The sequence below is a fragment of the Dehalobacter sp. genome (genome assembly GCF_030063005.1).
Taxonomy (GTDB): Bacteria; Bacillota; Desulfitobacteriia; order Desulfitobacteriales; family Syntrophobotulaceae; genus Dehalobacter; species Dehalobacter restrictus.
The window spans coordinates 109,244-131,503 of record NZ_JAPDHR010000062.1 but is presented as its reverse complement, the minus strand read 5'-3'; the positions used below and the strand labels follow the sequence as shown (position 1 = coordinate 131,503).

Genomic DNA, 22,260 nt, shown 5'->3' with positions numbered 1-22,260 from the left:
CACCTTACTCGAGGGAACTGAGGGGTCTTAAGGACGTATCGTTTATCCCCCTTTGCTCCGCAAACGAATTATAAGCCAGACCCATACAAATTGCAAAAAAAGTCATCAGCTGCAGATTATAAAATATACCCGCCATGATATTAAACACAAAGATGGATGGCAGTACTGCGGCATACGCTGCCATAAACTGCATCGGCTGGCTGAATACGAGTCCCCGTCCTGAGGCAGCAATCTTAGCGCGAAGGTTTCTGATACCAAGAATAAACGGGAGCAAAAAGAAGCTCAGATAGATCGCCAGCCCGAAAAAACCATACCTTCTGGCATACAGCGCATACTCATTGTCCACAAGAGTTGTCATCACGTATTTCTGCGTACCCCAGCCAAAGACCGGAGAATCCCAAATGCTGCCGATTGCTTTTCCCCAGCGGTCCAGGTGGCCCTGGAAAGAAGTACTGTTGGAAAAGTCGAGTCCTTCCTGCAGCCTGTAGAAGAAATCGCCTGAAGCCGTTAGGAAAAGAACTGCCGTCAGCACAAACAGCGCCGCTATTTTAATCAGAACCTTTTTGTTATGCCGGTGATAGACAAAAGCCCAAATGCTTAAAATTAGAAAAAGCAGCCCAATCCCGGCCAGAGCCGTCCGGGATATCGTCAGGAATTCCAGTTTGATCACAAAGCCGATCAAAATAAACAGCAGGACCGGAAATTTTTCGTGATCTTCACCGAAATAATAGCGAACGGTCAGATAAGCTAGCGTCATCACAGTAAATATCCCGAAGAAATTCGGGTTGTCAAAGGTACCCTGCACCCTGGCCGGATTGCCGACCAAAAGGAGCTGCCAGTGCTGCTGGTCAAAATAGGGCGACAGCCAGGTATTCATATTCAGTACGTTAAAATGCTGTCCCCAGCCGAAAATAATCAAAAAAGCAAGGCCGCCAAGAAAAGCCTTGCCCAGGAAGTCAAATTCCTCTCTTCGCAGATCGATGGACAAAGCAAGCGTTACAGCCAGATAATATTTGCAGAATGTCACCAGTTCCATGACATCCCGGAGACCGTAATAACCTGCTCCTTTGATGATCACGCCATAGATGTTGGAAATGGCGTAAGAGAATACGAGTAAAACAAAAATCAGCAGAATCCACTTATGTTCTTGTTTGCGTTTTAACAACTGCTCTTTTTCTTCAGGGCTGAAGCGGAATCCTTTTGCTGCAAACAGCAGGATGTTCAGGCCAAAGACACCGAAGAGCAGCAGCTCGTCCAATCGAATATTAGGAAGAGAAGGATGAATAGGAAATGAAGGCAGGATCATTGCTGAGAGCATGGTCATCACTAAAATAAAAAGCCTGGTATCATTCCTTCTCGTAATGCCGTTATTCCAAAACATTGTGCCTCCTGTTTCACATACGGAAATTAGTAATGAATACTAAATTATTTCCTAGGGCTAGTCTGTGGGCCACAATACCGATTTTCGGCAGATTACACCCTCCTTGGTGTAAACAGCCGCGCTGCGCACTCCATGCTCCGCTCGCATCGGAACTGTGGCCCACAGACTTCTTATAAGGTTATTACGCTAATTTTGCATGCAATAGTTATTTAGATATTAAACAGTCGTTAATCACATGTACGATTTCTTCCTGCTGCTGCGGGGTCAGTTCGGGATAACACGGGATCGCCAGTGCATGCTCGCTGGCCTTTTCGGCCTCAGGGAAATCACCGGCCTTATAGCCCAAATACGCAAAAGCTTTCTGCAGATGGAGCGGAAGCGGATAATAGATCGCTGAAGCAATGCCTGCTTCCTTCAATTTCCGCATGACCTTTTCTCTCTGCTCGACTCGCATGACATACAGATGGAACACCTGATAGGCCTCCGGGTCTCTGCCGGGAAGGATCAGTTTCCCCTGATCTGCCAGCGGTTTAAGCAGGCTGTCGTACAGTTCGGCTTTTTGCCTGCGGGCTTTGTTCCATTCATCCAGATACTGAAACTTGACGCGGAGAATAGCCGCCTGAATCTCGTCCAGCCTGCTGTTGTAGCCAATCTCTTCATGGAAATATTTTGTCTTGGAGCCATGAAAACGAAACAGTTTGATCTTTTCCGCGGTTTCATCACAGTTGGTCACCGCCATGCCGCCATCACCATAGCCGCCGAGATTCTTAGTCGGGAAAAAGCTGAACGTTCCGGCTGTTCCGCAGGATCCGGCTCTTTTGCCCTTGTATTCGGCCCCGATCGCCTGGGCGGCATCCTCTATAATCTTAAGCTCATATTTTTGGGCCAGGTCCATGACCTTATCCATATTGACCATCTGACCAAAAATATGAACAGGAATAATCGCCTTTGTTCTGGAGGTAATTTTGCTTTCCAATTGGTCAATATCCATATTCAGTGTGATCGGATCAATATCTACGAATACAGGTGTTGCCCCGAGACTCGCAACTGCCTCTGCGGAAGCAAAAAAAGTAAACGGTGTCGTGATGACTTCATCCCCCTGCGCAATGCCGCAGGCTTTGAGAGCCAGTACAAGTGCATCCGTACCATTGGCAACAGCAACAGCGTGCTTTGTCCCGCAGTACGCTGCTGTTTTTTCCTCCATTGCTTTTACATTCGGTCCGAGAATGAAATGACAGGAGTCCAGAACCCCGAGTACCGCCTGATCAATCTCTTCTTTTATCGATAAGTACTGCGCCTTTAAATCCAAAAGTGGAATTGACACATGCATCCTCCTTTTCTGACGACCACGGATGGCCTAATGTCGAACAAATATCCTATGAATACAAATTGCCTTGTTTAGAGTTCATCATACCGTGTGAATAGAATTGGCGCTTCGCTTATTCCATGGATGGCATGGAGCAACTGCAGACAATATATTTAGGGTACACCCTGGACAGGTTAATTTCAAGAATTAAGCGAAAAGAATTGTTTTTATCAGATCAATTCTTCTTCTGGGACATCCCGGACGGCTTTGGCAGGAAATCCTTTGTAGACCTTCCCGGCAACTGTATCTTTTGTGATGAGCGAACCTGCCGCGACAAACGTCTCTTCCGCGACTTCGATGCCCGGAAGCAGGATTGCTCCTCCTCCGATCCGCGCTGCCCTGCGGATTACGGCTCCCTTGATATGTTTAAAACGTTTTTCGGTCCGCCCCATATAATTGTCATTCGTCGTTGTCACCATCGGCGCAATGAAGACATTTTCTTCAATCTCCATATAAGCGGTAATGTAGGAGCCGGTCTGGATCTTCGTAAAAGATCCGATCCTGGTGTTATTCTCGACAGCACTGCCGCTGCCGACAACGACTTTCTCACCAAGCGTGCAACGCTCCCGGACCAAGGCCCTGTCTCCGATAAAGACCCCGTCGCCGAGCTCCGTACCGGAATAAATCACTGAGGAGCAGCCAATGGTACACTTTTTACCAACTGTAAGCGGCGGCAGGTCTTCCGTGTTCTTGACCGTACTGGTTGCCGCTGCGCGCGGCGGGCGTCCTATTGACGAATTACTGCCGATAAACGTACCTTCTCCAATCACTGTCCCCGGATATACCACGGTATGATCCCCTGCGGTGACCCCGGCTTCCAAAACTGCCTGATTTCCCAAGGTGACATGGCATCCAAGTTTAACATTTTTACCAACCTTCACTCCATCCGCCAGTACACACCCCGGCTCCAGTATTGCCCCGTCTTCAATCACCACATTCTCCCCTATTACACAAAAAGGAGCGATACTTACCTGTTTCCCAATCATAGCGCTAGCCGCGATAACCGCTCCGGAATGAATTTCAGCTGCCAAATCAAACCCTTCTTTCTATACAAATTGATTTATTAATATTCTAGGAACAAGATATTATAAAGAATACTCTGATACACAAATAAACGAGGATGTTTTGCCATAAACATCCTCACATGTAGTGACTTTCACCTTGATAAATAACATTTACATAGGGAAAGTTTCATTCCGTTCCCAGGATTCTACGATCCGGACTGCCTGATAATAGTCAAAGCCTTTGCCTAATAAGTAAGCAATAAGGGCTGTTTCCATAACACCGTGTCTGACATTCACAGTCCCCGCTTCTCTCATTCCATGCCTGACGGCAAGCTCGACCTGCATCATTGTCTGGTGATAATCCGGCATCATCGAATATGTTCCCGGCCCCGGTCCATCATAAGGAGGTCTCATTTTTCTGTCTCCTTTCCGGTTTTAGTGTACTATACAAATATGTACCAACCGAAAAGGAAGTGCATGGCTTTTTTTAATCTTCAATTAACGGAAGTTTAACCGGCACCCCGGTTTCCTGGCATTTATAGATGGATAAAATGATTTCAAGTGCTTTCCGTCCCTCTTCACCAGGAACTGCCGGAATCCCGCCGGTTCTGACTGCTTGGATCATATCCTCAATGATTTCCCGGTGGCCGAATCCGTACACGTCAGGCGGATCGGTCTCCTGGGCAGCAAAGATCTGCTGTTTTTCAGCTTCGCTGCCTGGGAATTCCCATACTTCGACGCGGTTCACTGCGATCCCGCCTATCACGGCTGAGCCTGTCTCTCCAAAAACATTCAGCGTTTCCTCAATGTTCTTCGGATAGATCGTGGAAGCGGCCTCGATCAGCCCGATTGCGCCGTTCTGAAACTTCAGTACCGCTCCGGCGACATCTTCCATCTCAATATTTCTTAAGGCGGTATGCGTATAACCAAACACAGATTCTACGGGACCAAACATCCACTGCAATAAATCAATGTTGTGAATGGACTGATTCATCAGGACACCACCATCCTGCAGTTTGGTCCCTCTCCAAGGTGCCTGCAGATAATAGTCCATGCCCCGGTTCCAGCGGACTGTCGCCTGACCGTGGGTCAGTTTCCCAAAACGTCCTGCTTCCAAAGCGTTTTTTAGTAATTTAATTGATTTATTAAAGCGGTTCTGATGAATGACCGCCAGTTTGACACCGTTCTCCCTGCAGGTCCTGATCAGCAGATCTGCTTCGCGGAGCGTCATAGACATGGGCTTCTCGACCATCACGTGTTTGCCGGCCCTGGCCGCTGCAATCCCGATTTCCGCATGGCTTCCGCTCGGGGTTGCGATCGTGACAATATCGATATCTTCTCTCTTCAAAAGATCGTGATAATCCAGATACGGCTGCGCCTTGTACTTGCTGGCAAAATCTTCAGCCCTTTCCGGCACAATGTCACAGACAGCAGCCAGCTCTGCGCCGGGAATAGCCATGATCGATTCCGTATGTTTCGGGGCAATTCTTCCGCATCCGATTACGCCAAATACTATTTTGTCTTCAGTCAAAAATTTCACTCTCCAATCATGGGGACAGGGCCTCTTTTACTTAAATCTTGAATATTTTTTCACGCATCTGCCGCACGTCTTTGGTCGCATTGCGCGTATCAACGACTAACGGCGCATATTGGACGATTTGTTCGTAGTCTATAGCACTGTGGTCGGTGATGATCAAGACGCAATCAGCCTCCTGCAATACATCCGGGGTTAGCGCGGTGCTTTCCAAATGCATCGTGCTGCCGCCATGCGGCTCAATCACCGGTACATAAGGGTCATGGTAGCTTAATACGGCGCCTTCCTTGCGCAAGAGTTCCATGATGATCAGGGCCGGTGATTCGCGGACATCCTCAATATCCTTCTTATAGGCCACACCTACAACCAGGACTTTGGCATCCTTAACGCTTTTATTCAGGGAATTTAAAGCCCGATATACTTTATTGACGACATAAGAAGAGACTTCAACATTGATCTCGCCGGCCAGTTCGATAAAGCGGGTATGGAAGTCATACTCTCTGGCTTTCCAGGTAAGGTAGAACGGATCAATCGGAATGCAGTGGCCGCCAACACCCGGTCCCGGATAAAACGTATGGATGCCAAAAGGTTTCGTCGAAGCAGCTTCGACGATCTCCCAAACATCAAGCCCCATCCGGTCGCATAACAGCATCATTTCATTCACGAGTGCGATATTGACTGCGCGGTAGGTATTTTCAAATACTTTGGTGAGTTCGGCTGCAGCCGGTGAGCTGACCGGTACGACATTCACAATGGTCTGTGCATATAAGGTATAAGCAATCTCCAGGCAGTAAGGCGTTACGCCGCCGACAACTTTGGAGGTATTCTTCGTTGAAAAACGTTTGTTACCGGGGTCAACTCTTTCCGGCGAGAAGGCCAGGAAAAAGTCTTTCCCGACTTTAAGCCCCGACTGTTCCAGAATCGGCAGGATCACTTCCTGCGTGGTCCCAGGATATGTCGTACTCTCAAGTGTTACAAGCTGCCCCTGACGAATGGTTTTTCCGACTTCCTCAGCGGAAGCCTTCATATAGGAAATATCCGGATCCCTGGTAATGGTCAGCGGTGTTGGCACACAAATGATCACCACATCACAGTCGGCAAGTTTGGCAAAATCAGTGGTTGCCTGAAGGATCTTTTTCTCGACAAGTTCTTTAAGCTCCTCGTCCTTGACATCTCCGATATAGTTTTCTCCGGCTGATACCATGGCGACCTTCTCTGCATTAATATCAAATCCGAGAACCGGGAAACCAACCTTACCTTTCTCAACTGCCAGCGGCAGGCCGACATAACCAAGACCAATCACGCCGATCCGGGCGGTATGGTTTTCAATTTTCTTTTTGAGTTCCAGGGCAACAGGATGATTATGCGTAATGACATTTTTAACTTCCAGCATAGAAGTTCCTCCTTATATCTGTGGTGCAAGCGTTCATGATGGTCAGGACTGCGCTGCCTGAGTATTTATGGTCTTCCCAAAGTCAGGAAGAAGCGTCCTGACGGAAGTGTTGATTTCCTCCCTGTTCATATAGCTGCCACGCTCGCGTATTTTCTGCACCAGTCCTTCGATCGCCTCATGATCGATATGGTTGGGCCTTGCTACAAAAATGCGTTTATGTTTCGTTGCCGTTGTGCCTTCTTCCGAAGTCAGAATCTCTTCAAAAAGTTTCTCGCCGGGTCTCACGCCGGTAAACTCAACTTGAATATCTTTACCCGGTTCAAAACCTGATAAACGGATAAGGTCCTTGGCCAGATCAACGATCTTCACAGGCTTGCCCATATCAAGAATAAAAATTTCTCCGCCTGAGGCCATCGCGCCGGCCTGAATGACCAGTTGGCTTGCTTCGGGGATAGTCATAAAGTAACGGGTCATCCTTGGATCCGTTACCGTTACCGGTCCCCCCGCCATAATCTGCTTTTTAAATGTCGGAATGACGCTGCCGCGGCTTCCGAGGACATTGCCAAAGCGAACGGCGACAAATTTCGTTTCGGATCTCTTGTCATAGTCCTGGATCACCATCTCGGCCATTCTTTTAGATGCACCCATGATGCTGGTAGGGTTGACCGCCTTATCCGTGGAGATCAGCACAAACGTCCTGACTCCGTTTTTGTCGGCCGCTGCGGCCAGATTGCTCGTGCCCATCACATTATTCTTCAAGGCTTCCTCAGGATTTACCTCCATCAGCGGCACATGCTTGTGCGCGGCTGCATGGAAGACCACGGAAGGCTTGTATTTTTCAAAAACAAGGTTCACCTTGCCGGCGTCCTTAATATCAAAAATCTCCGTCACAATCGGGGAATTCTTCAATTCCTGCTCAATATCAAAAATGCAATTTTCCCCATGCCCGGCCAGAATAAGCTTAGAAGGGAAAAATTTGACAATTTGCCTGCAAAGCTCCGATCCGATGGAGCCTCCGGCACCGGTCACCAGGACAACCTGATTTTTCAGGTAACCTGCCACCTCTTCCAGATCCACCGATACCTGTTCGCGCCCGAGCAGGTCTTCGACCTGTACTTCCCTTAAAGAACTTACCGTAATCTTGCCGCTCAGGATGTCGTATACGCCGGGCATAATCTTTAAGACCGCCCGTGTCTCCTTACATATTTCCACGATCTCCCTGACAGTCTCTCCATCGGCAGAAGGGATCGCGATGATAATCTCATCAACAGTATAGTCCTCAACAATCCGCCGGATGTCGTCACGGGAACCCAACACCGGAAATCCTTGAACATGAAGATTAATTTTGCTTTTGCTGTCGTCAATAAAACCGACGGGTACACCTTCTTGAAAATCTCTTTTCTTGAGTTCACGTAAAGCAAGAACGCCTGCGTCACCGGCTCCGATAATGAGTACTTTTCGCTGCGATTTGTTGGACACGGCAAAAATAGTATTCTCCTGGCGCATCCTCTGGCTGAACCGGAGTCCACCGATCAAAACAATCAGCATCAGCCAAAAGTAAACGCTGACCGAATGCGGAAGTCTGAGCGGGGAAATAAAATAGACTGCCATAACTGTAAACGCTGCACCGACGGTTACAGCGTAGACGATAGAAAGAAGCTCTCTGACACTGGCATATCGCCAAATATTTTTATACAACCCAAAAAAGTGGAACGTTACGATCAGCACGAAGGTTGACACGATTGCGGCATTCAAATAAGTACCCAAATATTTAACAAACTCCACCTGCAGATCAGCCTCTTCGGAAAGACGCAGGTAGAAGCTTAAAAAAAGGGCAAGATTAATCAATAAAGCATCGGTAAGCATAAAAAATAGGGTGCGTTTGGGATGTGCCACGCTATCAGTTCCGACCTTTCAGGACATAATTCGTTTTCACCGTTTATCAGTTTACTACAGTTTTCCTCATTTTACAATTCAAAAGGGGGACAAAGATCCGTCTCCTTGTCCCCCTCCTGCTATATTTTAACCATCTGGTATTTGATCCGGATAATCGCATTGTCACTGATGACGGATTTGCCTCCGAAAACCACCAGTTCCACGTCCGGCGAGATACTCTGAAAATATTTCTCGGTATCGGAACCGGCTGCAGGCCCTTCCGTCGGAATCAGCAACAGCGGCGTATTCGTATTCGCAGCAAGCGCTGCTCCCGCCAAAGCATCCGGGAAACCCTCCCCGGTCGCCAGGTAGATCTTCTGGGCATCGGGATACAGGGACTGCACGATTGTGAGCGAAGTATTGTAGCGGTTATTACCGGCAAAACGCCGGACTTTGTCCGCAGAGAGACCTGCGATACCGGTGATGCTGCCGGCGACCCCGGCAGATACCGCACCCTCCCCACCGGCAATATATAACTCAGACGGTTTCAGGGTCTGTAGAAGTTCTGCGGTGGCCTGCGGCAGGCTGTCTTTTGCCGTCAATAGCAGCGGATATCCTTTGGCTGCGGCAGCTGAAGCAATACCTAAAGCATCCGGGAAATTTGATCCGGTCGCCACGGCAACTCCGCTGCCCTCAGGAAAATGAGACGCAATGAGCGCTGCGGTCTCATATCTGTCCTGACCCGCTATCCGCTCAAAATCTTCTGTCCAGGAAACAACTTCCTTCAGCCTGTTCTCCACCCGGGATGATAACGCAGTCTCACCGCCAAGAATAATCACTTTCAGTGGTTTCAGAACGGTTAAAGCGTCTTCCACCCGCTGATCAAGCTGGTCCCTTGAAGTAAGAAGAATTGGCGCATGATTCTGTTTCGCCAGGGATACCCCGGCTAAGGCGTCTGCGAAAGCATCGGATCTCGCGATGACGACCGTCTCACAGCCGTAAGGCCACCCTTCATAAGCAATTTTTACAGCTGTGTCAATCCGGTCTATGCCGGAAATTCTTTTCACAGTTGAAAGCAGCAAATTGTTTTGACTCCTGGAGATCATGGGAAGGCCCAGCGTGTAACCGGCATAGTGGACCGGTTCGGGCGTTTTCCAGACAGAATTCTTTGACGGCAGTGTACCCGCCGGCAGCAGTGACTTCGACACCGGTGTGATACTGACGGGATCAGTCAGGCCCTCATAATAATCAGTGGCAATCAGTTTCAGGATTTTATCCTGATAGGCTACTCTGCCTGAAGCAGCCGCAGTATTCGGATTATTGGCGATGGACCAGCTGTTGTAAGCCCAAATCGCAAAATACCAGTTTTCCAGTTTTCCGGGGTCGCCGTCTCCGATGGTCGGTGTCATGTTCCACTTAGATTTCAGGACTTCAGCCCCGTAGGCAATATTATAGGCAATATCCGTTTTCAGGTGGTTAATCGTCTCCGAATCGGAAGGATCATATACCCCAATCTGCATAATGCCGAGGTAAGGCCTGCTGCCTGAGCCTCCCGTCACAACATTACCCGAACTGTTCCATTGACGCCAGCCTGATTCTTTGAACGCAATCGCTTTGAGGATCTCCGCAGGGACTTTCTCCTCCAGGGCCACCTGGTCAAATATCTTGGATATCTCCTCCGGAGTAGGATTCTGGTTTGCTGCCTGAACAGGCAGCGGCCTGGCCGGAATCAGCAGCAAAATACTGAAAAGCACAGCCAGGAATAACCGGATATATTTTTTCGAACGCATTAATTACCTCCTAATCAGAAACACAGAAACCGCCGCTCCTTGCTATCCATGGCCCCGGCAGCTCTTTGCCGTCCTTGGCAACGCTGCACGAGTCTATCCTTGGACATCGCGGTATTAGACTTTAGACCAGTCAAATGCTTTGTCATCCTGACGCATTCGACACCTGGCACATCGTATGCCATCTTCGTAGCCGTCACAAAACTTGAAAGAAGTTTAGAGTAAATAAGTTCGTCTTAGAGACAGATTTTCCTTCCCCAAAATTTTTCCAAATCGCTGAAAGCCGCATAAACGCTCATAAACAAAATTCCGACAAGAAGTGCTGCTTGCCGGAAAAGGTCAATATTATTCCATTTAATGGATGATCTTGCTTGCAAACCTTCTCATCAAATTGACTGGTTATGGACGAATTACTAACAGATTTTTGACTAATCTATCATTGATTTATGGATTGAATCACATCTGTCTGAGTAAATATTTTACGCGGGTAACCGTATATTCCGAAATGGAAGCTTCCGGGCCGATCACTTTAACATTTGTAGAAGAAGCCATCTTTTTTAGATAATTTTCTGTTGGCCCGTTTGTCGTGAATCCCTGCGGAGAAATCAGCAATAGACAGGCATTCTTCGTTGCAGCCAGGGCGCCAGCGGCGAGAGGATCTGCAAAATCGAGTCCGGTAGCCATATAAATCTCCTGCGTACTGGGAAAGAACGCTTCCGCAATCATCACCGAAGTCTCATAACGGTTGCTCCCGGCAAAACGAACAATATTCCCCGCAGACAATCCGGTTGTCTGGGTCAGGGCTGTCACTACTTCAGCAGTAATGACTTTTTCCCCGCCGCCAATATAGATCTTTCCCGGTGAACGTTTGCTTAAGTCCTGTCTTGTAACCTCAGGCAGGCTCCGGGTTGAAGTCAGCAGCAGAGGCATTTCGTTGGCAGCTGCAGCTGTGGCCAGACTTAACGCATCCGGGAAATCCAGACCCGTAGCAATAGCCACGCTGGCATCTTTGGGAAAATCAGCGGCAATCCGTACCGCTGTCTGATAACGGTCCGCCCCGGCAATCCGAGAAACATCAGAGGTCCAGGTCAAAACGGCCTTGAGTCTAGTCTCAACTGGTTTGCTGACAGCCGTCTCTCCACCCAGAATAATCACTTTTGCCGGCTTTAAGGTATTCAACACCTCAATGACACCTTGATCAAGTTGATCCGGGCTCGTAAGCAAAATCGGTGCGTTATATTTTTTAGCCAGAGGTACGCCGGCCAGAGCATCAGGAAATGCATCTGAACGGGTAAGAATGACGGTCTGGGCACCACTCGCCCATCCGTTCAAGGCAATTTGATTGACCGTGTCTATCCTGTTCTGACCTGAGATTCGGGTGGTTGTGCCAACTGTGCTGGAAGTCAAGTCTCCCAGGGTATACGGTTCAGGTGTATTCCAGATCTGACTGCTGCTCGGAAGCGTGCCAAGCGGCAGAAGTTCGGCGGGAACCGGCGTAATTTGGACAGGTACGACAATACCCGGAAAATATGCTGTTGCGGCTTTGCGAATGATCGCGTCCTGATAAGCTACCTCGCCTCTGGCAGCAGCATTATTCGGGTTGTTGTACGCCAACCAGCCATGATAGGCCCAAAGCGCAAAATACCAATTCTCCAGCTTGTTACGGTCCCCATCACCAATCTTCGGCGTCATCTGCCATTTTTCATTCAGCAGTTCCGCACCGCGGGAAATATTATAGTCGATATCATATTTAAGTTTATTAACTTTTTCGGTATCTCCAGGATCATAACTGGTAACCTGCATGATTCCGAGGGCAGGATTCGAGGTGCCGTCTGTGCTGCCGGTTACCACTTCACCATTTTGATCGAATTGTCTCCAACCCGATTCACAATAGGCAATTGTTTTTAGCAGTACGCTCGGAATTCCTTTGCTTCTGGAAATCGTCTCAAGCTTCTGAGCAACGACCTCCCGGGAAGGATTCTGGTACGTCTGAATCTCTGCCCCAGATGCCCCGGAACTATAGACCGGCAAAAACAATATTACGATCAGCAGAACCGCAAGCGCTCCCGGCTTTCTCTTGAACATCCGTTTCTCTCCCCGTCTTAATCTTTTTAAGACTTATCTTCTCAGCTCCTAGAATTCGCCATCGTTCAGTTAAATCCTGCAATATTTTGCCGGCTATATTGCCGTTTCGCCCGTAATCAGCCAGCTCTGACCAATTTTAATCAGATTCGCCCTGACATGCACCTGATGTTCCTGCTCTTCCCCCAAAGGATACTGCTCGTCCAAGTCGTAATCTCTGGCCGTGTAACGGTAAACAGCATTAACTGTCGCCGAAAGCTTGTCGGCAGATTCGATTTGCACGTCATCAAAAATAATATTGCCTACATCCAGTCCGATTCCTCTGGAAATAAATCCTTCCGCTTTCTGGATATGCTTCTCCATCAGTTCTCCAGTGTAGGCATTGGCAATCGCAATTCTGAACGCAGTCATATCTTTGGCCTTCCAGGCATCAAAGAGTATTCCCAGACCCTGTTTATACTGTGCAATAACCGCTTCCTGTTCTGCCTCAGTCAAGGCGCTTGTGCTTTCGTCAGTACTGTTATTTGTACTGTCATTTGTACCATCAGCTATGCCGTCAACAATGCCATTTCCTTCGATAGACAAGTCCGGAAGAGCATTCTGAACAGCATCACCGTTCTGAACGGTGCCTACCTTGGCCGCGTTGTCCTTTTCAGCCGGAGAATTTACTTCCGGGTTCAAAGTCGTTGACCATAAAAAGTACCCCCCTGCGCCGAGGCACACCCCCAGAACAAATACCAGTACTGTGATCAACCAAAATTTTTTACGCATAAAATCACAATCCCCTCAATAATGGATAGAATGGTAACTATTTCCATTCTATCCGTTCTACGGGGATTTTAAACATGGTTCAGCCTATTTTTATTACAGGACTGTGGACCTATTCTTCCTTATCCAATCTCTTCATAATTACGGACAAGGCTCCGACCCCCAATTGAATCAGGGAAGGGAAGCTCTCAAAATACCCCAGCGCCGTGCCCAGAGAGCCAAAATGAATCAACAGAATAAACAGCATAATGACAAGGTTAAAAATCAAAAAAAGTTATCCTAATCTCATGGAGGTTTGAGACAGGATAACTTTTTTAGAAGCGCTTCAAATGTTGTTTCAGGCGCCCATCAATGCATTAGGAATGCTATTCAGAACGTTTCGTGGCAAAAGGAGTTGCCCCGTAAACCTTGGAACTCATATCATCCCGCAGCAGATGCGCGTCCAAATCATGAATCTCGAGATGGAATTGTTCAATTCTTACTTTGTCCTTACTGTCAAAGGCATCGATCCCTCTATTCAGAAGATTTCTGAAATATACATCAAAGGTTGACGCCTGACTGGAATTGACCTCATTTTCCATTTGCTTTTCCCATAAGGTCTTATGGAAAACAATGTACTTCTTAATATCCTGTTCGTTCATCTGAGGCCCTGCGGTGACACCGTACAGATAACCATCCGTGTACTGGTGGATGTTCCAGGCGGCTCCGAAGGCAAGAGTCCTGGATGCATCGCTGAGCGCTCTCTCGCCAAAATACTCCTCAAGCGAAGGCGCAATATTCAAAAGACTCAGATCCGGTTCCCTGTACTTTTTGACTTCATTCGTGCTGCTGGCAGAATCGTCTGTGCCGTCAGCCTGATTGGGTGCTGTAACGGTATCTCCTGCAGTACCTTCTGCAGCCGGTGTTCCCCCGGTATTGGGTGAAACCGTACTTTCTTCACCCTGAGCAATGGTCTGATCAGCATCCGTCTCTCCACCGGCATAATTGACCGGGGGCGTCTGGATAACCACTTGGTCCTCTGGTCCAACTACCTGGCCACGAAATACTTTCCAGGCAGTGGGCCCATAAATTCCGCCAATAATGATTACCCCCGCCAGAACAACAGCCCCTGCAAGAGTTAGGATGCTTTTGCGGCTGAAATTCATCCTTTTTCCTCCTTACTATAGGTATTTTCTGTATAATATTACCAATAGCAAAGAGAAAAGCTTGTCACATTGAGGATAGTAAACAACCTATTTTCTGTGAAAGTACTTTATTTTCCGCCGTTTTTTCCGGGCAGCATCCATTTACTTACCCGGTTAACTGTAATTCTTCTTAATATCATAAAGTTTGTCCAAATTATTGCCTGCTGAAAGCAGGCGAAGCTCCTGACCTTCTTTCTGATACCGGCTGACAATATCGGTCAGATAATCCATCAGGCTTTCGCCAATTTCTTCATGTCTTAACGCAAATTCAATGGTTGCTCTGACAAAACCAAGTTTGTCCCCGACATCATATCTTTTCCCTTCAAAATTGTAGGCATACACATCCTGAACCTTGCTCAACTGCGCAATTGCATCCGTCAGCTGAATTTCTCCATTTCTTCCCGGAGGCAATTCCGCGAGGATATCAAAAATTTCCGGATTAAGAATATACCGGCCCATGATCGCAAGCGGAATATCAGGCGCTTCCTCCGGGGTCGGCTTTTCAAACATGGCTTCCGCCTTGTACAGTCTCGGAGATATTCTGCTGCCATCAATAATCCCGTATTTGGACACTTCTGCCGGCAGTACTTCCTGTACGCCAATCAAATTGCTGTTATAAAGCTCGTAGTACCTAATCATTTGTTTCAGACAAGGCTCTTCCGAATAGATCACGTCGTCTCCCAAAAGAACGGCAAACGGCTCATTGCCAATAAATCTTCTGGCACTGTAGACGGCATGACCAAGCCCCAGAGCTTCTTTTTGGCGGACATAATGGATATCGACCATCTCAGCAATATGTTTGACCATATCGAGCAATTCGGACTTTTCTCCGTTTTTTAGAAATAGTTCAAGTTCTACAGAACGGTCAAAATGATCCTCAATGGCTCTTTTGTTTCTTCCTGTGACAATAATGACATCTTCAATACCGGATTGAACCGCTTCTTCAATGATGTACTGAATGGTCGGTTTGTCTACGATTGGCAGCATTTCTTTGGGTTGAGCTTTGGTCGCAGGAAGAAATCTTGTACCCAATCCAGCCGCGGGTATGACTGCTTTACGAATTTTCTGCAAGATTTTTCCTCCTTTTTTTTATTGTTGCTTTGGTTGTTTTTGAACAATCCGAGTTTAGTATGCCGAATTTATCTTACTTTTATGTTTTTTTCTGAATGGACGTCAAACGCCTCAAATGATTACTCAATGAGGCGTTTCCGATATCCAGGATTTTCTTCAGGGTTTTTTATGAAATTTTTTTAAGAGATTCTATTTTAGCGGGTTTTTCTTCTTTTGCTCAAGCAGTGCTGCTTTTTCCAGTACCCGGTCAACAATTCCGTATTCTTTAGCTTCTTCAGCGGACATATAGTAGTCACGGTCCGTATCCTGCTCGACTTTGTCCAAAGGCTGGCCGGTTCTTTCGGCAAGAATCCTGTTCATTTTGTTTTTCGTTTTCAGCAACTGTTTGGCGTGAATTTCAATTTCTGTAGCCTGCCCCGATAAACCTCCCCCAGCAATTAACGGCTGGTGAATCAGGATCTCAGCATTCGGCAGGGCAGTACGCTTACCTTTCGTGCCGGCAGCAAGCAGGAAGGCACCCATACTGGCAGCCATTCCAATACAAATGGTCTGTACATCAGGCCTGATGTACTGCATCGTGTCGTAGATGGCCATCCCGGAAGTAATGGACCCTCCGGGACTGTTGATATAGACAAAAACGTCCTTTTCAGGATCTTCCGCCTCGAGGAAAAGCAATTGCGCAACTACAACATTGGCAACGTTATCATCGATTGCTCCGCCCAGGAAGATAATACGGTCTTTGAGGAGCCTAGAATAGATGTCGTAAGAACGTTCACCGCGATTCGTTTGTTCAACTACCATCGGGATAAGATAACTCATATTTGTTCCCTCCATCATTGATTGTTAATTTTGATATGTCTCTATTTTATTACAAAGGTCAATAAAGGTCAAATAATTTGGACAACTTTTGGTCATTTTTTTGTTCGAATTATTTCATTCATATTATTTGATTAATTGCCAATAGTACGTTCGTCTAAACATTGAGACGGTATATAAATCATCTGTCAGGTTAAGATAATCCTAGTACGATTGATAAAAGCATTTGATACAAATCCAAAAATATTGGGGGCTGGAAATATGAATCTTATACCATTCCATCCAATGCGCAATGCAGATCAGATACGCCGTGAAATCAATAGGCTTTATAGTTTTCCATATACTTTTTTCGAAGACGAGTTCGCTCCGCGCTTGGCCGTTCCATTTACCGACATCTATGAAACCGACGAAGAGATCATTGTTTCCTGCGATCTGCCAGGACTGCAAAGAAGAGAAGATGTAGGCATTCAGATTGAAAACAACATGATAACCATCAGCGGTACTTTAAACCGCGAACAGCATGTGATTCAGGAAGATCGCCTACACAAAAAAGAAAGGTATACCGGTCAATTCCGCCGCTCCGTCTCTCTTCCGGCGACCGTTTCCATTGATAATGTCAGGGCAATTTATAAAAATGGTGTTTTGAATGTATTCCTGCCCAAAACAGACAGCAGGGAGAAAAAGTCTGTGCAGATTGAGTTTCAGTATTAGTAGATCGCGAAACTGTGGCCCATAGACTATTATAAGGTCGTTTAAGTATGTCTTCCTGCCAGAAGATTGCTTGTGTAGTTATTCCTATTTGCCAAAAAATAATAAATAAATTTATGTTGGTTATCGACCATAAACTGTTATAATGTATAAGGATAACTTTCAGCATCTTATGCTTTTAATTGAAGGGAGAATATTCGTGCCTAAAGTAATGATTTTCTCTGCGTCTACAGGACATGGACATAATCAGGCCGCAGACTGTCTGAAAAAGGAGCTTGAAGCTTCAGGCTATTCCGTCCGGATTGTAGAACCCTTAAAAAAAGAAGAAAGCTGGATCATGGAAGCTCTTATCGATGACGGTTATCATATACTCGCAACAAGATTACCGAAAATGTACGGTAAACTATATAAGATTACCTATAACGAGTTCTTAAATAAAAATGTCAAAAGAATTTTAAACAGGGCCATGGATAGTGTCATCGAACAGCTGATTCAAGAGTACAAGCCAGACCTGCTTATTACCACCCATCCTCTTCATGTCGGTGTTGTTTCCTATTTAAAAGCATCCGGACGCTTAAATCTGCCTTTTATTTCGCTGGTTACAGATTATATGGCTCATCAGTTTTATGTGAATAGTTTTGTTGATGCCTACATTGTTGGTTCATGTTACACCAAGGATACGCTTACGGAAAAAGGTGTTCCTGAAAATAAAATACACATTTTCGGCATTCCGGTACGGGAAGAATTCCGTCAGCCCCGCCTTGTCAGAAACAATGATGTATTTACACTGCTGATCATGGGCGGGAGCATGGGCATCCCCTATATCAAAAAATGCCTGAAAACGCTTATGGAAAACCGGCATCATCTTCGCATCCTGGTAGTATGCGGAAGCAATCGCAAGCTTTGGACTGATCTTGCAAAAAAGTACACAGGTACCTTTAACGCCAAAGATGTTGTCATTTATGGTTTCACATCGAACATCTATGACCTGATGGACCAGTCCGATGTGATTATCACAAAACCCGGCGGTCTGACTGTCTCGGAAGCGATCAACAAAAATATCCCCATCATTATTCCATTTTTTATTCCGGGACAAGAAGAAGAAAACACCGAGATTCTAGTTAAAGCAGGTGTTGCTGTCAGAACCTCAAAGATCTCCGAACTTAATCCTCTGATCGACAGTTTCTGTCTAAATCCCGGTTTACTTGAAGAAATGCGTAAGAATGCTGCGGACTTGGCCCGACAGCTTTCTCCGGGTAGTATCGTAGGGTTGGCTGATCAGCTGCTGTATGAAGGCCCTCAAGTCAAAGAATATCTGAGAGCGCATCAAAGTTAATATTTCTACGCAAAAAGCAAAGCGGTGCTGCAAAACTACTAAAGTAGTTGGCGACACCGCTTTCTTAATGTTAAAAGACAAAGAAACCAAAGAAGGTAGGGCTACGCAATGTACAACCGCTTTCGGCTGTTGTCTTCATCCGCGTATTTATTTAAAATCTCTATCTAATTCCTGCCGGAAAGCGGAATATATTCCCGCCTTGGAGCAACGCTTTTATAGGCCGGTCTAACAATCTTACCATTATTCACAATCTCTTCGATCCGGTGGGCGCTCCATCCTGACATTCTGGAGATCGCAAAGATCGGGGTAAACAGTTCCAGCGGAAGCCCCAGCATTTTATAGACAAAACCGGAATAAAAGTCCACATTAGCGCTGATGACCTTGCCTGACTTGTTATGGCCCAGGACAATATCGGGAGCAAGTTTTTCCACTCTGCTGAATAAATCATACTCTTCGGCTAGACCTTTCTCTTGAGCGAGCTTCCCGGCGTATTCTTTAAGCAGGACTTCCCTCGGATCAGAAATCGAGTAGACGGCATGGCCAATCCCGTAAATAAGGCCAGACCTGTCAAAAGCCTGTTTATTCATAATCTTCATCAAATAAGCCTTGATTTCATCCTCATCCTGCCAGTCTGTGACATTTTGTTTAATGTCTTCAAGCATATTGTAGGTTTTAATATTGGCGCCTCCATGCTTGGGACCTTTTAAGGCGCCAATAGCAGCAGCCATGACCGAATAAGTGTCCGAACCGGTCGAGGTAATGACATGCGTAACAAAGGTCGAATTATTCCCGCCGCCGTGTTCGGAATGCAGGACCAGGGAAATATCCAGCAGGGCAGCCTCAAGCTTCGTGTATTTACTGTCCGGCCGGAGCATGTGAAGAATATTTTCCGCTGTGCTGAGATGAGGCAGTGGACTGTGCAGAAATAGGCTCTTGTTTCCATGATAGTGCGCACAGGAGTGATAGCCATACACGGCCAGCAAAGGCATCCAGGCAATCAGTTTCATGCATTGTTTCAGGACATTTTCGATGGAATTGTCATCGGGGTTGTCATCATAGGAATATAGGCTCAGGATGCTCCTGGCCAGCATATTCATGATATCCTTGCCCGGGCTTTTCAGGATAGTACCCCGGACAAAGTCCTCGGGCAGTTTTTGATATGCCGTCAGCACCTGTTCAAAATCCTTCAGCTCCTCGGCGTTCGGAAGATGCCCGAACAGAAGCAAATAGCTCGTTTCTTCAAAGCCGTATCTTTCGTCTTTGATAAAGCCGTCGACGATGTCATTAATATCGATACCTCTATAGGTTAATCTTCCCGGAACAGGAATCTTTTCTCCTTCGTCTATAATATAGGAGTGCACTTCACCAATCTCGGTCAGACCGACGAGTACGCCCTTGCCTTCAAGATCACGCAAGCCCCTCATTACTTGATATTTACTATATAGCTCAGGATTGATTTTACTGCTGTCTATCGCTTTCTGCGTCAGTTCTTTAAACATTTTTGTTTCAAATTGTTCGAATTGTACGGACTCTGTTTGTTCCATTTCCCTACCTCCTCTGGATCATAAAGAAAGCTCGGCTGGCACCAAGCCTTCAGCGATAACATTCACCATTTATTCTTCCTGTCATTATAATTCGTTTTCGCTTTGAAGTAAATGTATTATAATGACTAAGAGCGACCATCCTATTCGCAGACAAGTCTAACAAAGCCAGACTATAAATCAAAAATTCTATGATCAAAAAATTATTATATCATTATCATTTGAGGTCAAGCTTATGAAAAGAAGACTCCTGATTATCCTCCTCTGCACAGTCGCTGTCCTATTCATTGCGGGCGGTCTGATCGCCTACCAATATACCAACCAGATTTCTTTTCAAAATCCTCCGGATCCTTCTTCGCTTCCGGAATCCGAGCCGCAGCCTTCCTATGTGGATATCTCTATCGCTTCCGTCGGCGACATCCTGATTCATAACACGGTCTATATGGCCGCTTACGATTCTTCAACAGGTCTGTATGATTTCAGCAGCCAGTTTCAGTATGTTAAATCCTATCTTGGAAATGCCGATATTACCGTAGCCAACCTGGAAACCTCGCTTGCCGGGCCTGAGCAGGGCTATTCCGGTTATCCCAAATTCAATACCCCTGATTCGATCGTTGATGCTCTGAAGGAATCGGGCATTGACATTGTTACCGCAGCCAACAACCACCGTTTAGATCAGGATATCACCGGATTCTACCGGACGATCGACGTTGTCAAAAACAAGGGACTGGATATTATCGGCGTCAAGGCTACCGAGAAGGAAACCACCTATGTCGTCAAGGACATCAAAGGTGTTAAAGTGGCGTTTGTCAATTTTGGCTACGGCTATCCGCAATATGACGGCAGCCTGAGCATCAATGGTCTTATCCTTCCCGTCAACATGACCGGACTGATGGATACCTTTGACCCGCAGGATTTTGACAGTTCTGCGCAAACCATTAAGGCGAGAATCACCGAAGCGAGACAGGCCGGAGCGGAAATCGTCATTTTGTGTATGCACTGGGGAGATGAATATCATCGACTGCCTAGTACCTTTCAGCAGGACTTGGCCTCCGTACTGGCTGACTGCGGCGCAGATGTGATTTTTGGAGGCCATCCGCATGTGCTCCAGCCCTTCGTATTTTTGGCCACAGACAACAATGGAACTGTTCCGGTTTTTTATTCTCAGGGAAATTTCATCTCAGATCAGCGTCAGGAAACCGTCGATAACATTTATACCGAACAGGGAATCATCGCCAATGTGACGATCAGGGTATATCCAGATCACACCCATCAAGTTCTCCAGGCGGACGCCGTTCCTACTTGGGTGAATAAAAAACGCCTGAATAATCAATTGATTTATGAGGTTATACCCGCCAAAGCTGCTCTGGACAATCCGGGACTGTATCCCCTTCTGAAGGATGCAGATCTGGAACGGATCCGGTTCTGCAGGGACACTGTGCAGAAACTAATGCCTGAAGCAGGAAAAGAACTCGAATCCCAATCCAACTGAAATAAAAGGGTTAGAACCGTAAAAATAAACCTATGCGCATATGTTCATATGTCCATAGGTTTATTTCTTTATCACCTTGCCTCCCCGGACTTCATAGAATAAAATAAAACAAATCAAATATCTTACAAATCAGCCTGCGGGGGGGATCCGGCATGTACGCCTATACATTTAAATATGGTCAGCGTGCAGCGTTCTTTGTTGTCATTATTCTGGTACTTATTACTCTTGAAGTGCTGCTTTAGTCCAATATTAACCCAAATCGATGCTGTGCTAGTATTTTTCCATCGGGACAATGGCTTTGGCAGCTGCTGCTCCGACGAGTGACTTCAGAATATCTCCGACAATAAAGGGTATATAGCCCATAAAGAGGACTCCGGCCAGGGTAACTGTCTGTCCGGTCGACCAAAGCCATATGGCCAGGGATATTAACCCCGGAACATAGACAAGGACAAGCTGGGCAAAAAGGATAATGCCGGTCAGCGGCAAAGCTTTACGGTTTTGGGTTCTGGAATCAATCATACCGCCGATAAACAGTGCTGCAAGGATAAAACCAAACACATAACCAATTGTCGGTCCGGCAAGCGCCGCCGCTCCGCCTTTGAAACCCGCAAACCACGGAATTCCTGCCAAACCGCCGACAGCATAGATTGCCATACTGATACCGCCCCATTTTCTACCCAGCAGCACAGCAGCCAGGATCACCCCAATCTGGGAAGCCACCAAAGGCACGGGAGTAAATGGCAGGTAGATTTTCACCTGGGCAAGCAGGCCGGTCAGGCAGGCCAGACTTACTGCCAGAGCAATTTTGGCAAACGTCGTTGACTGCGTGCGCCATTGGAAATAGGACAAACGTTTTTGACGGTAAACTTCGAGCGTATGCGAATTTTGAATCATCATCATTCCTCCGTTCTGTTCTTTCATG

The 22,260-nt window shown here is 46.7% G+C and carries 19 protein-coding genes; 3 read left to right on the top strand and 16 right to left on the bottom strand.

Going from position 1 to position 22,260, the window contains the following annotated elements:
* Nucleotides 1-4: 4 nt before the first annotated feature.
* The 14 genes from OKX56_RS14755 to clpP all read right to left on the bottom strand — a co-directional run bounded on the left by OKX56_RS14755 (nt 5) and on the right by clpP (nt 16,279).
* Entirely contained in the window at nt 5-1,381 is a 1,377-nt protein-coding gene (locus OKX56_RS14755; RefSeq protein WP_287897001.1) for an O-antigen ligase family protein, read from the bottom strand.
* Between the two features lie 205 nt (nt 1,382-1,586).
* Nucleotides 1,587-2,705 (bottom strand): DegT/DnrJ/EryC1/StrS family aminotransferase, encoded by a 1,119-nt coding sequence (locus tag OKX56_RS14750; protein WP_287896999.1) that lies wholly within the window; start codon nt 2,703-2,705, stop codon nt 1,587-1,589.
* Between the two features lie 212 nt (nt 2,706-2,917).
* Entirely contained in the window at nt 2,918-3,778 is an 861-nt protein-coding gene (locus OKX56_RS14745; RefSeq protein WP_287896997.1) for an N-acetyltransferase, read from the bottom strand.
* Nucleotides 3,779-3,922: 144 nt separating this feature from the next.
* Complete coding sequence (locus OKX56_RS14740) at nt 3,923-4,165, bottom strand: hypothetical protein (protein ID WP_015044725.1); 243 nt, start codon at nt 4,163-4,165, stop codon at nt 3,923-3,925.
* A 73-nt stretch (nt 4,166-4,238) separates the two neighbouring features.
* On the bottom strand, nt 4,239-5,282 hold the full coding sequence (locus OKX56_RS14735) for a Gfo/Idh/MocA family protein (RefSeq protein ID WP_287896996.1): 1,044 nt from the start codon (nt 5,280-5,282) through the stop codon (nt 4,239-4,241).
* Nucleotides 5,283-5,322: 40 nt separating this feature from the next.
* The gene (locus OKX56_RS14730; RefSeq protein ID WP_287896994.1) at nt 5,323-6,678 is read right to left on the bottom strand and encodes a nucleotide sugar dehydrogenase; all 1,356 of its coding nucleotides are present in this window, start codon (nt 6,676-6,678) and stop codon (nt 5,323-5,325) included.
* 42 nt (nt 6,679-6,720) lie between these two features.
* Entirely contained in the window at nt 6,721-8,574 is a 1,854-nt protein-coding gene (locus tag OKX56_RS14725; RefSeq protein ID WP_287896992.1) for a polysaccharide biosynthesis protein, read from the bottom strand.
* Between the two features lie 119 nt (nt 8,575-8,693).
* Entirely contained in the window at nt 8,694-10,343 is a 1,650-nt protein-coding gene (locus OKX56_RS14720) for a cell wall-binding repeat-containing protein (RefSeq protein ID WP_287896990.1), read from the bottom strand.
* Between the two features lie 453 nt (nt 10,344-10,796).
* Nucleotides 10,797-12,425 (bottom strand): cell wall-binding repeat-containing protein, encoded by a 1,629-nt coding sequence (locus OKX56_RS14715; protein ID WP_025206187.1) that lies wholly within the window; start codon nt 12,423-12,425, stop codon nt 10,797-10,799.
* Nucleotides 12,426-12,518: 93 nt separating this feature from the next.
* The gene (locus OKX56_RS14710) at nt 12,519-13,193 is read right to left on the bottom strand and encodes a hypothetical protein (RefSeq protein ID WP_025206188.1); all 675 of its coding nucleotides are present in this window, start codon (nt 13,191-13,193) and stop codon (nt 12,519-12,521) included.
* 109 nt (nt 13,194-13,302) lie between these two features.
* Entirely contained in the window at nt 13,303-13,458 is a 156-nt protein-coding gene (locus OKX56_RS14705; protein WP_158208571.1) for a hypothetical protein, read from the bottom strand.
* A gap of 97 nt (nt 13,459-13,555) precedes the next feature.
* Nucleotides 13,556-14,335 carry a hypothetical protein gene (locus OKX56_RS14700; protein ID WP_019224695.1) on the bottom strand — a complete coding sequence of 260 codons (780 nt, stop codon included), beginning with the start codon at nt 14,333-14,335 and terminating at the stop codon, nt 13,556-13,558.
* A 153-nt stretch (nt 14,336-14,488) separates the two neighbouring features.
* On the bottom strand, nt 14,489-15,445 hold the full coding sequence (galU, locus tag OKX56_RS14695) for a UTP--glucose-1-phosphate uridylyltransferase GalU (RefSeq protein ID WP_025206189.1): 957 nt from the start codon (nt 15,443-15,445) through the stop codon (nt 14,489-14,491).
* Nucleotides 15,446-15,634: 189 nt separating this feature from the next.
* The gene (clpP, locus tag OKX56_RS14690; protein ID WP_287897019.1) at nt 15,635-16,279 is read right to left on the bottom strand and encodes an ATP-dependent Clp endopeptidase proteolytic subunit ClpP; all 645 of its coding nucleotides are present in this window, start codon (nt 16,277-16,279) and stop codon (nt 15,635-15,637) included.
* Nucleotides 16,280-16,522: 243 nt separating this feature from the next.
* Between clpP and OKX56_RS14685 the strand changes: the two genes are divergently transcribed.
* Together OKX56_RS14685 and OKX56_RS14680 are read left to right on the top strand one after the other, a co-directional pair.
* Nucleotides 16,523-16,972 carry an Hsp20/alpha crystallin family protein gene (locus OKX56_RS14685; protein ID WP_019224692.1) on the top strand — a complete coding sequence of 150 codons (450 nt, stop codon included), beginning with the start codon at nt 16,523-16,525 and terminating at the stop codon, nt 16,970-16,972.
* 196 nt (nt 16,973-17,168) lie between these two features.
* Nucleotides 17,169-18,305 carry an MGDG synthase family glycosyltransferase gene (locus OKX56_RS14680; protein WP_019224691.1) on the top strand — a complete coding sequence of 379 codons (1,137 nt, stop codon included), beginning with the start codon at nt 17,169-17,171 and terminating at the stop codon, nt 18,303-18,305.
* Between the two features lie 164 nt (nt 18,306-18,469).
* Here the strand turns inward: OKX56_RS14680 and OKX56_RS14675 are convergent, their stop codons facing one another.
* On the bottom strand, nt 18,470-19,849 hold the full coding sequence (locus OKX56_RS14675; protein ID WP_019224690.1) for a citrate/2-methylcitrate synthase: 1,380 nt from the start codon (nt 19,847-19,849) through the stop codon (nt 18,470-18,472).
* A 232-nt stretch (nt 19,850-20,081) separates the two neighbouring features.
* On the opposite strand from OKX56_RS14675, the gene OKX56_RS14670 reads away from it, so the two are divergent.
* Nucleotides 20,082-21,338: a CapA family protein gene (locus tag OKX56_RS14670; protein ID WP_019224689.1), complete on the top strand. Its 1,257-nt coding sequence runs from the start codon at nt 20,082-20,084 to the stop codon at nt 21,336-21,338.
* 270 nt (nt 21,339-21,608) lie between these two features.
* Here the strand turns inward: OKX56_RS14670 and OKX56_RS14665 are convergent, their stop codons facing one another.
* Nucleotides 21,609-22,232: a biotin transporter BioY gene (locus OKX56_RS14665; protein ID WP_019224687.1), complete on the bottom strand. Its 624-nt coding sequence runs from the start codon at nt 22,230-22,232 to the stop codon at nt 21,609-21,611.
* Nucleotides 22,233-22,260 lie beyond the last annotated feature (28 nt).

Bases quoted from the DNA above. Each gene is read 5' to 3' on its own strand.
- clpP (WP_287897019.1), bottom strand. From the start codon at position 16,279: ATGGAGGGAACAAATATGAGTTATCTTATCCCGATGGTAGTTGAACAA.
- OKX56_RS14675 (WP_019224690.1), bottom strand. From the start codon at position 19,849: ATGGAACAAACAGAGTCCGTACAATTCGAACAATTTGAAACAAAAATG.
- OKX56_RS14755 (WP_287897001.1), bottom strand. From the start codon at position 1,381: ATGTTTTGGAATAACGGCATTACGAGAAGGAATGATACCAGGCTTTTT.
- OKX56_RS14665 (WP_019224687.1), bottom strand. From the start codon at position 22,232: ATGATTCAAAATTCGCATACGCTCGAAGTTTACCGTCAAAAACGTTTG.
- OKX56_RS14715 (WP_025206187.1), bottom strand. From the start codon at position 12,425: ATGTTCAAGAGAAAGCCGGGAGCGCTTGCGGTTCTGCTGATCGTAATA.
- OKX56_RS14685 (WP_019224692.1), top strand. From the start codon at position 16,523: ATGAATCTTATACCATTCCATCCAATGCGCAATGCAGATCAGATACGC.
- OKX56_RS14730 (WP_287896994.1), bottom strand. From the start codon at position 6,678: ATGCTGGAAGTTAAAAATGTCATTACGCATAATCATCCTGTTGCCCTG.
- OKX56_RS14700 (WP_019224695.1), bottom strand. From the start codon at position 14,335: ATGAATTTCAGCCGCAAAAGCATCCTAACTCTTGCAGGGGCTGTTGTT.
- OKX56_RS14710 (WP_025206188.1), bottom strand. From the start codon at position 13,193: ATGCGTAAAAAATTTTGGTTGATCACAGTACTGGTATTTGTTCTGGGG.
- OKX56_RS14670 (WP_019224689.1), top strand. From the start codon at position 20,082: ATGAAAAGAAGACTCCTGATTATCCTCCTCTGCACAGTCGCTGTCCTA.
- OKX56_RS14720 (WP_287896990.1), bottom strand. From the start codon at position 10,343: ATGCGTTCGAAAAAATATATCCGGTTATTCCTGGCTGTGCTTTTCAGT.
- OKX56_RS14740 (WP_015044725.1), bottom strand. From the start codon at position 4,165: ATGAGACCTCCTTATGATGGACCGGGGCCGGGAACATATTCGATGATG.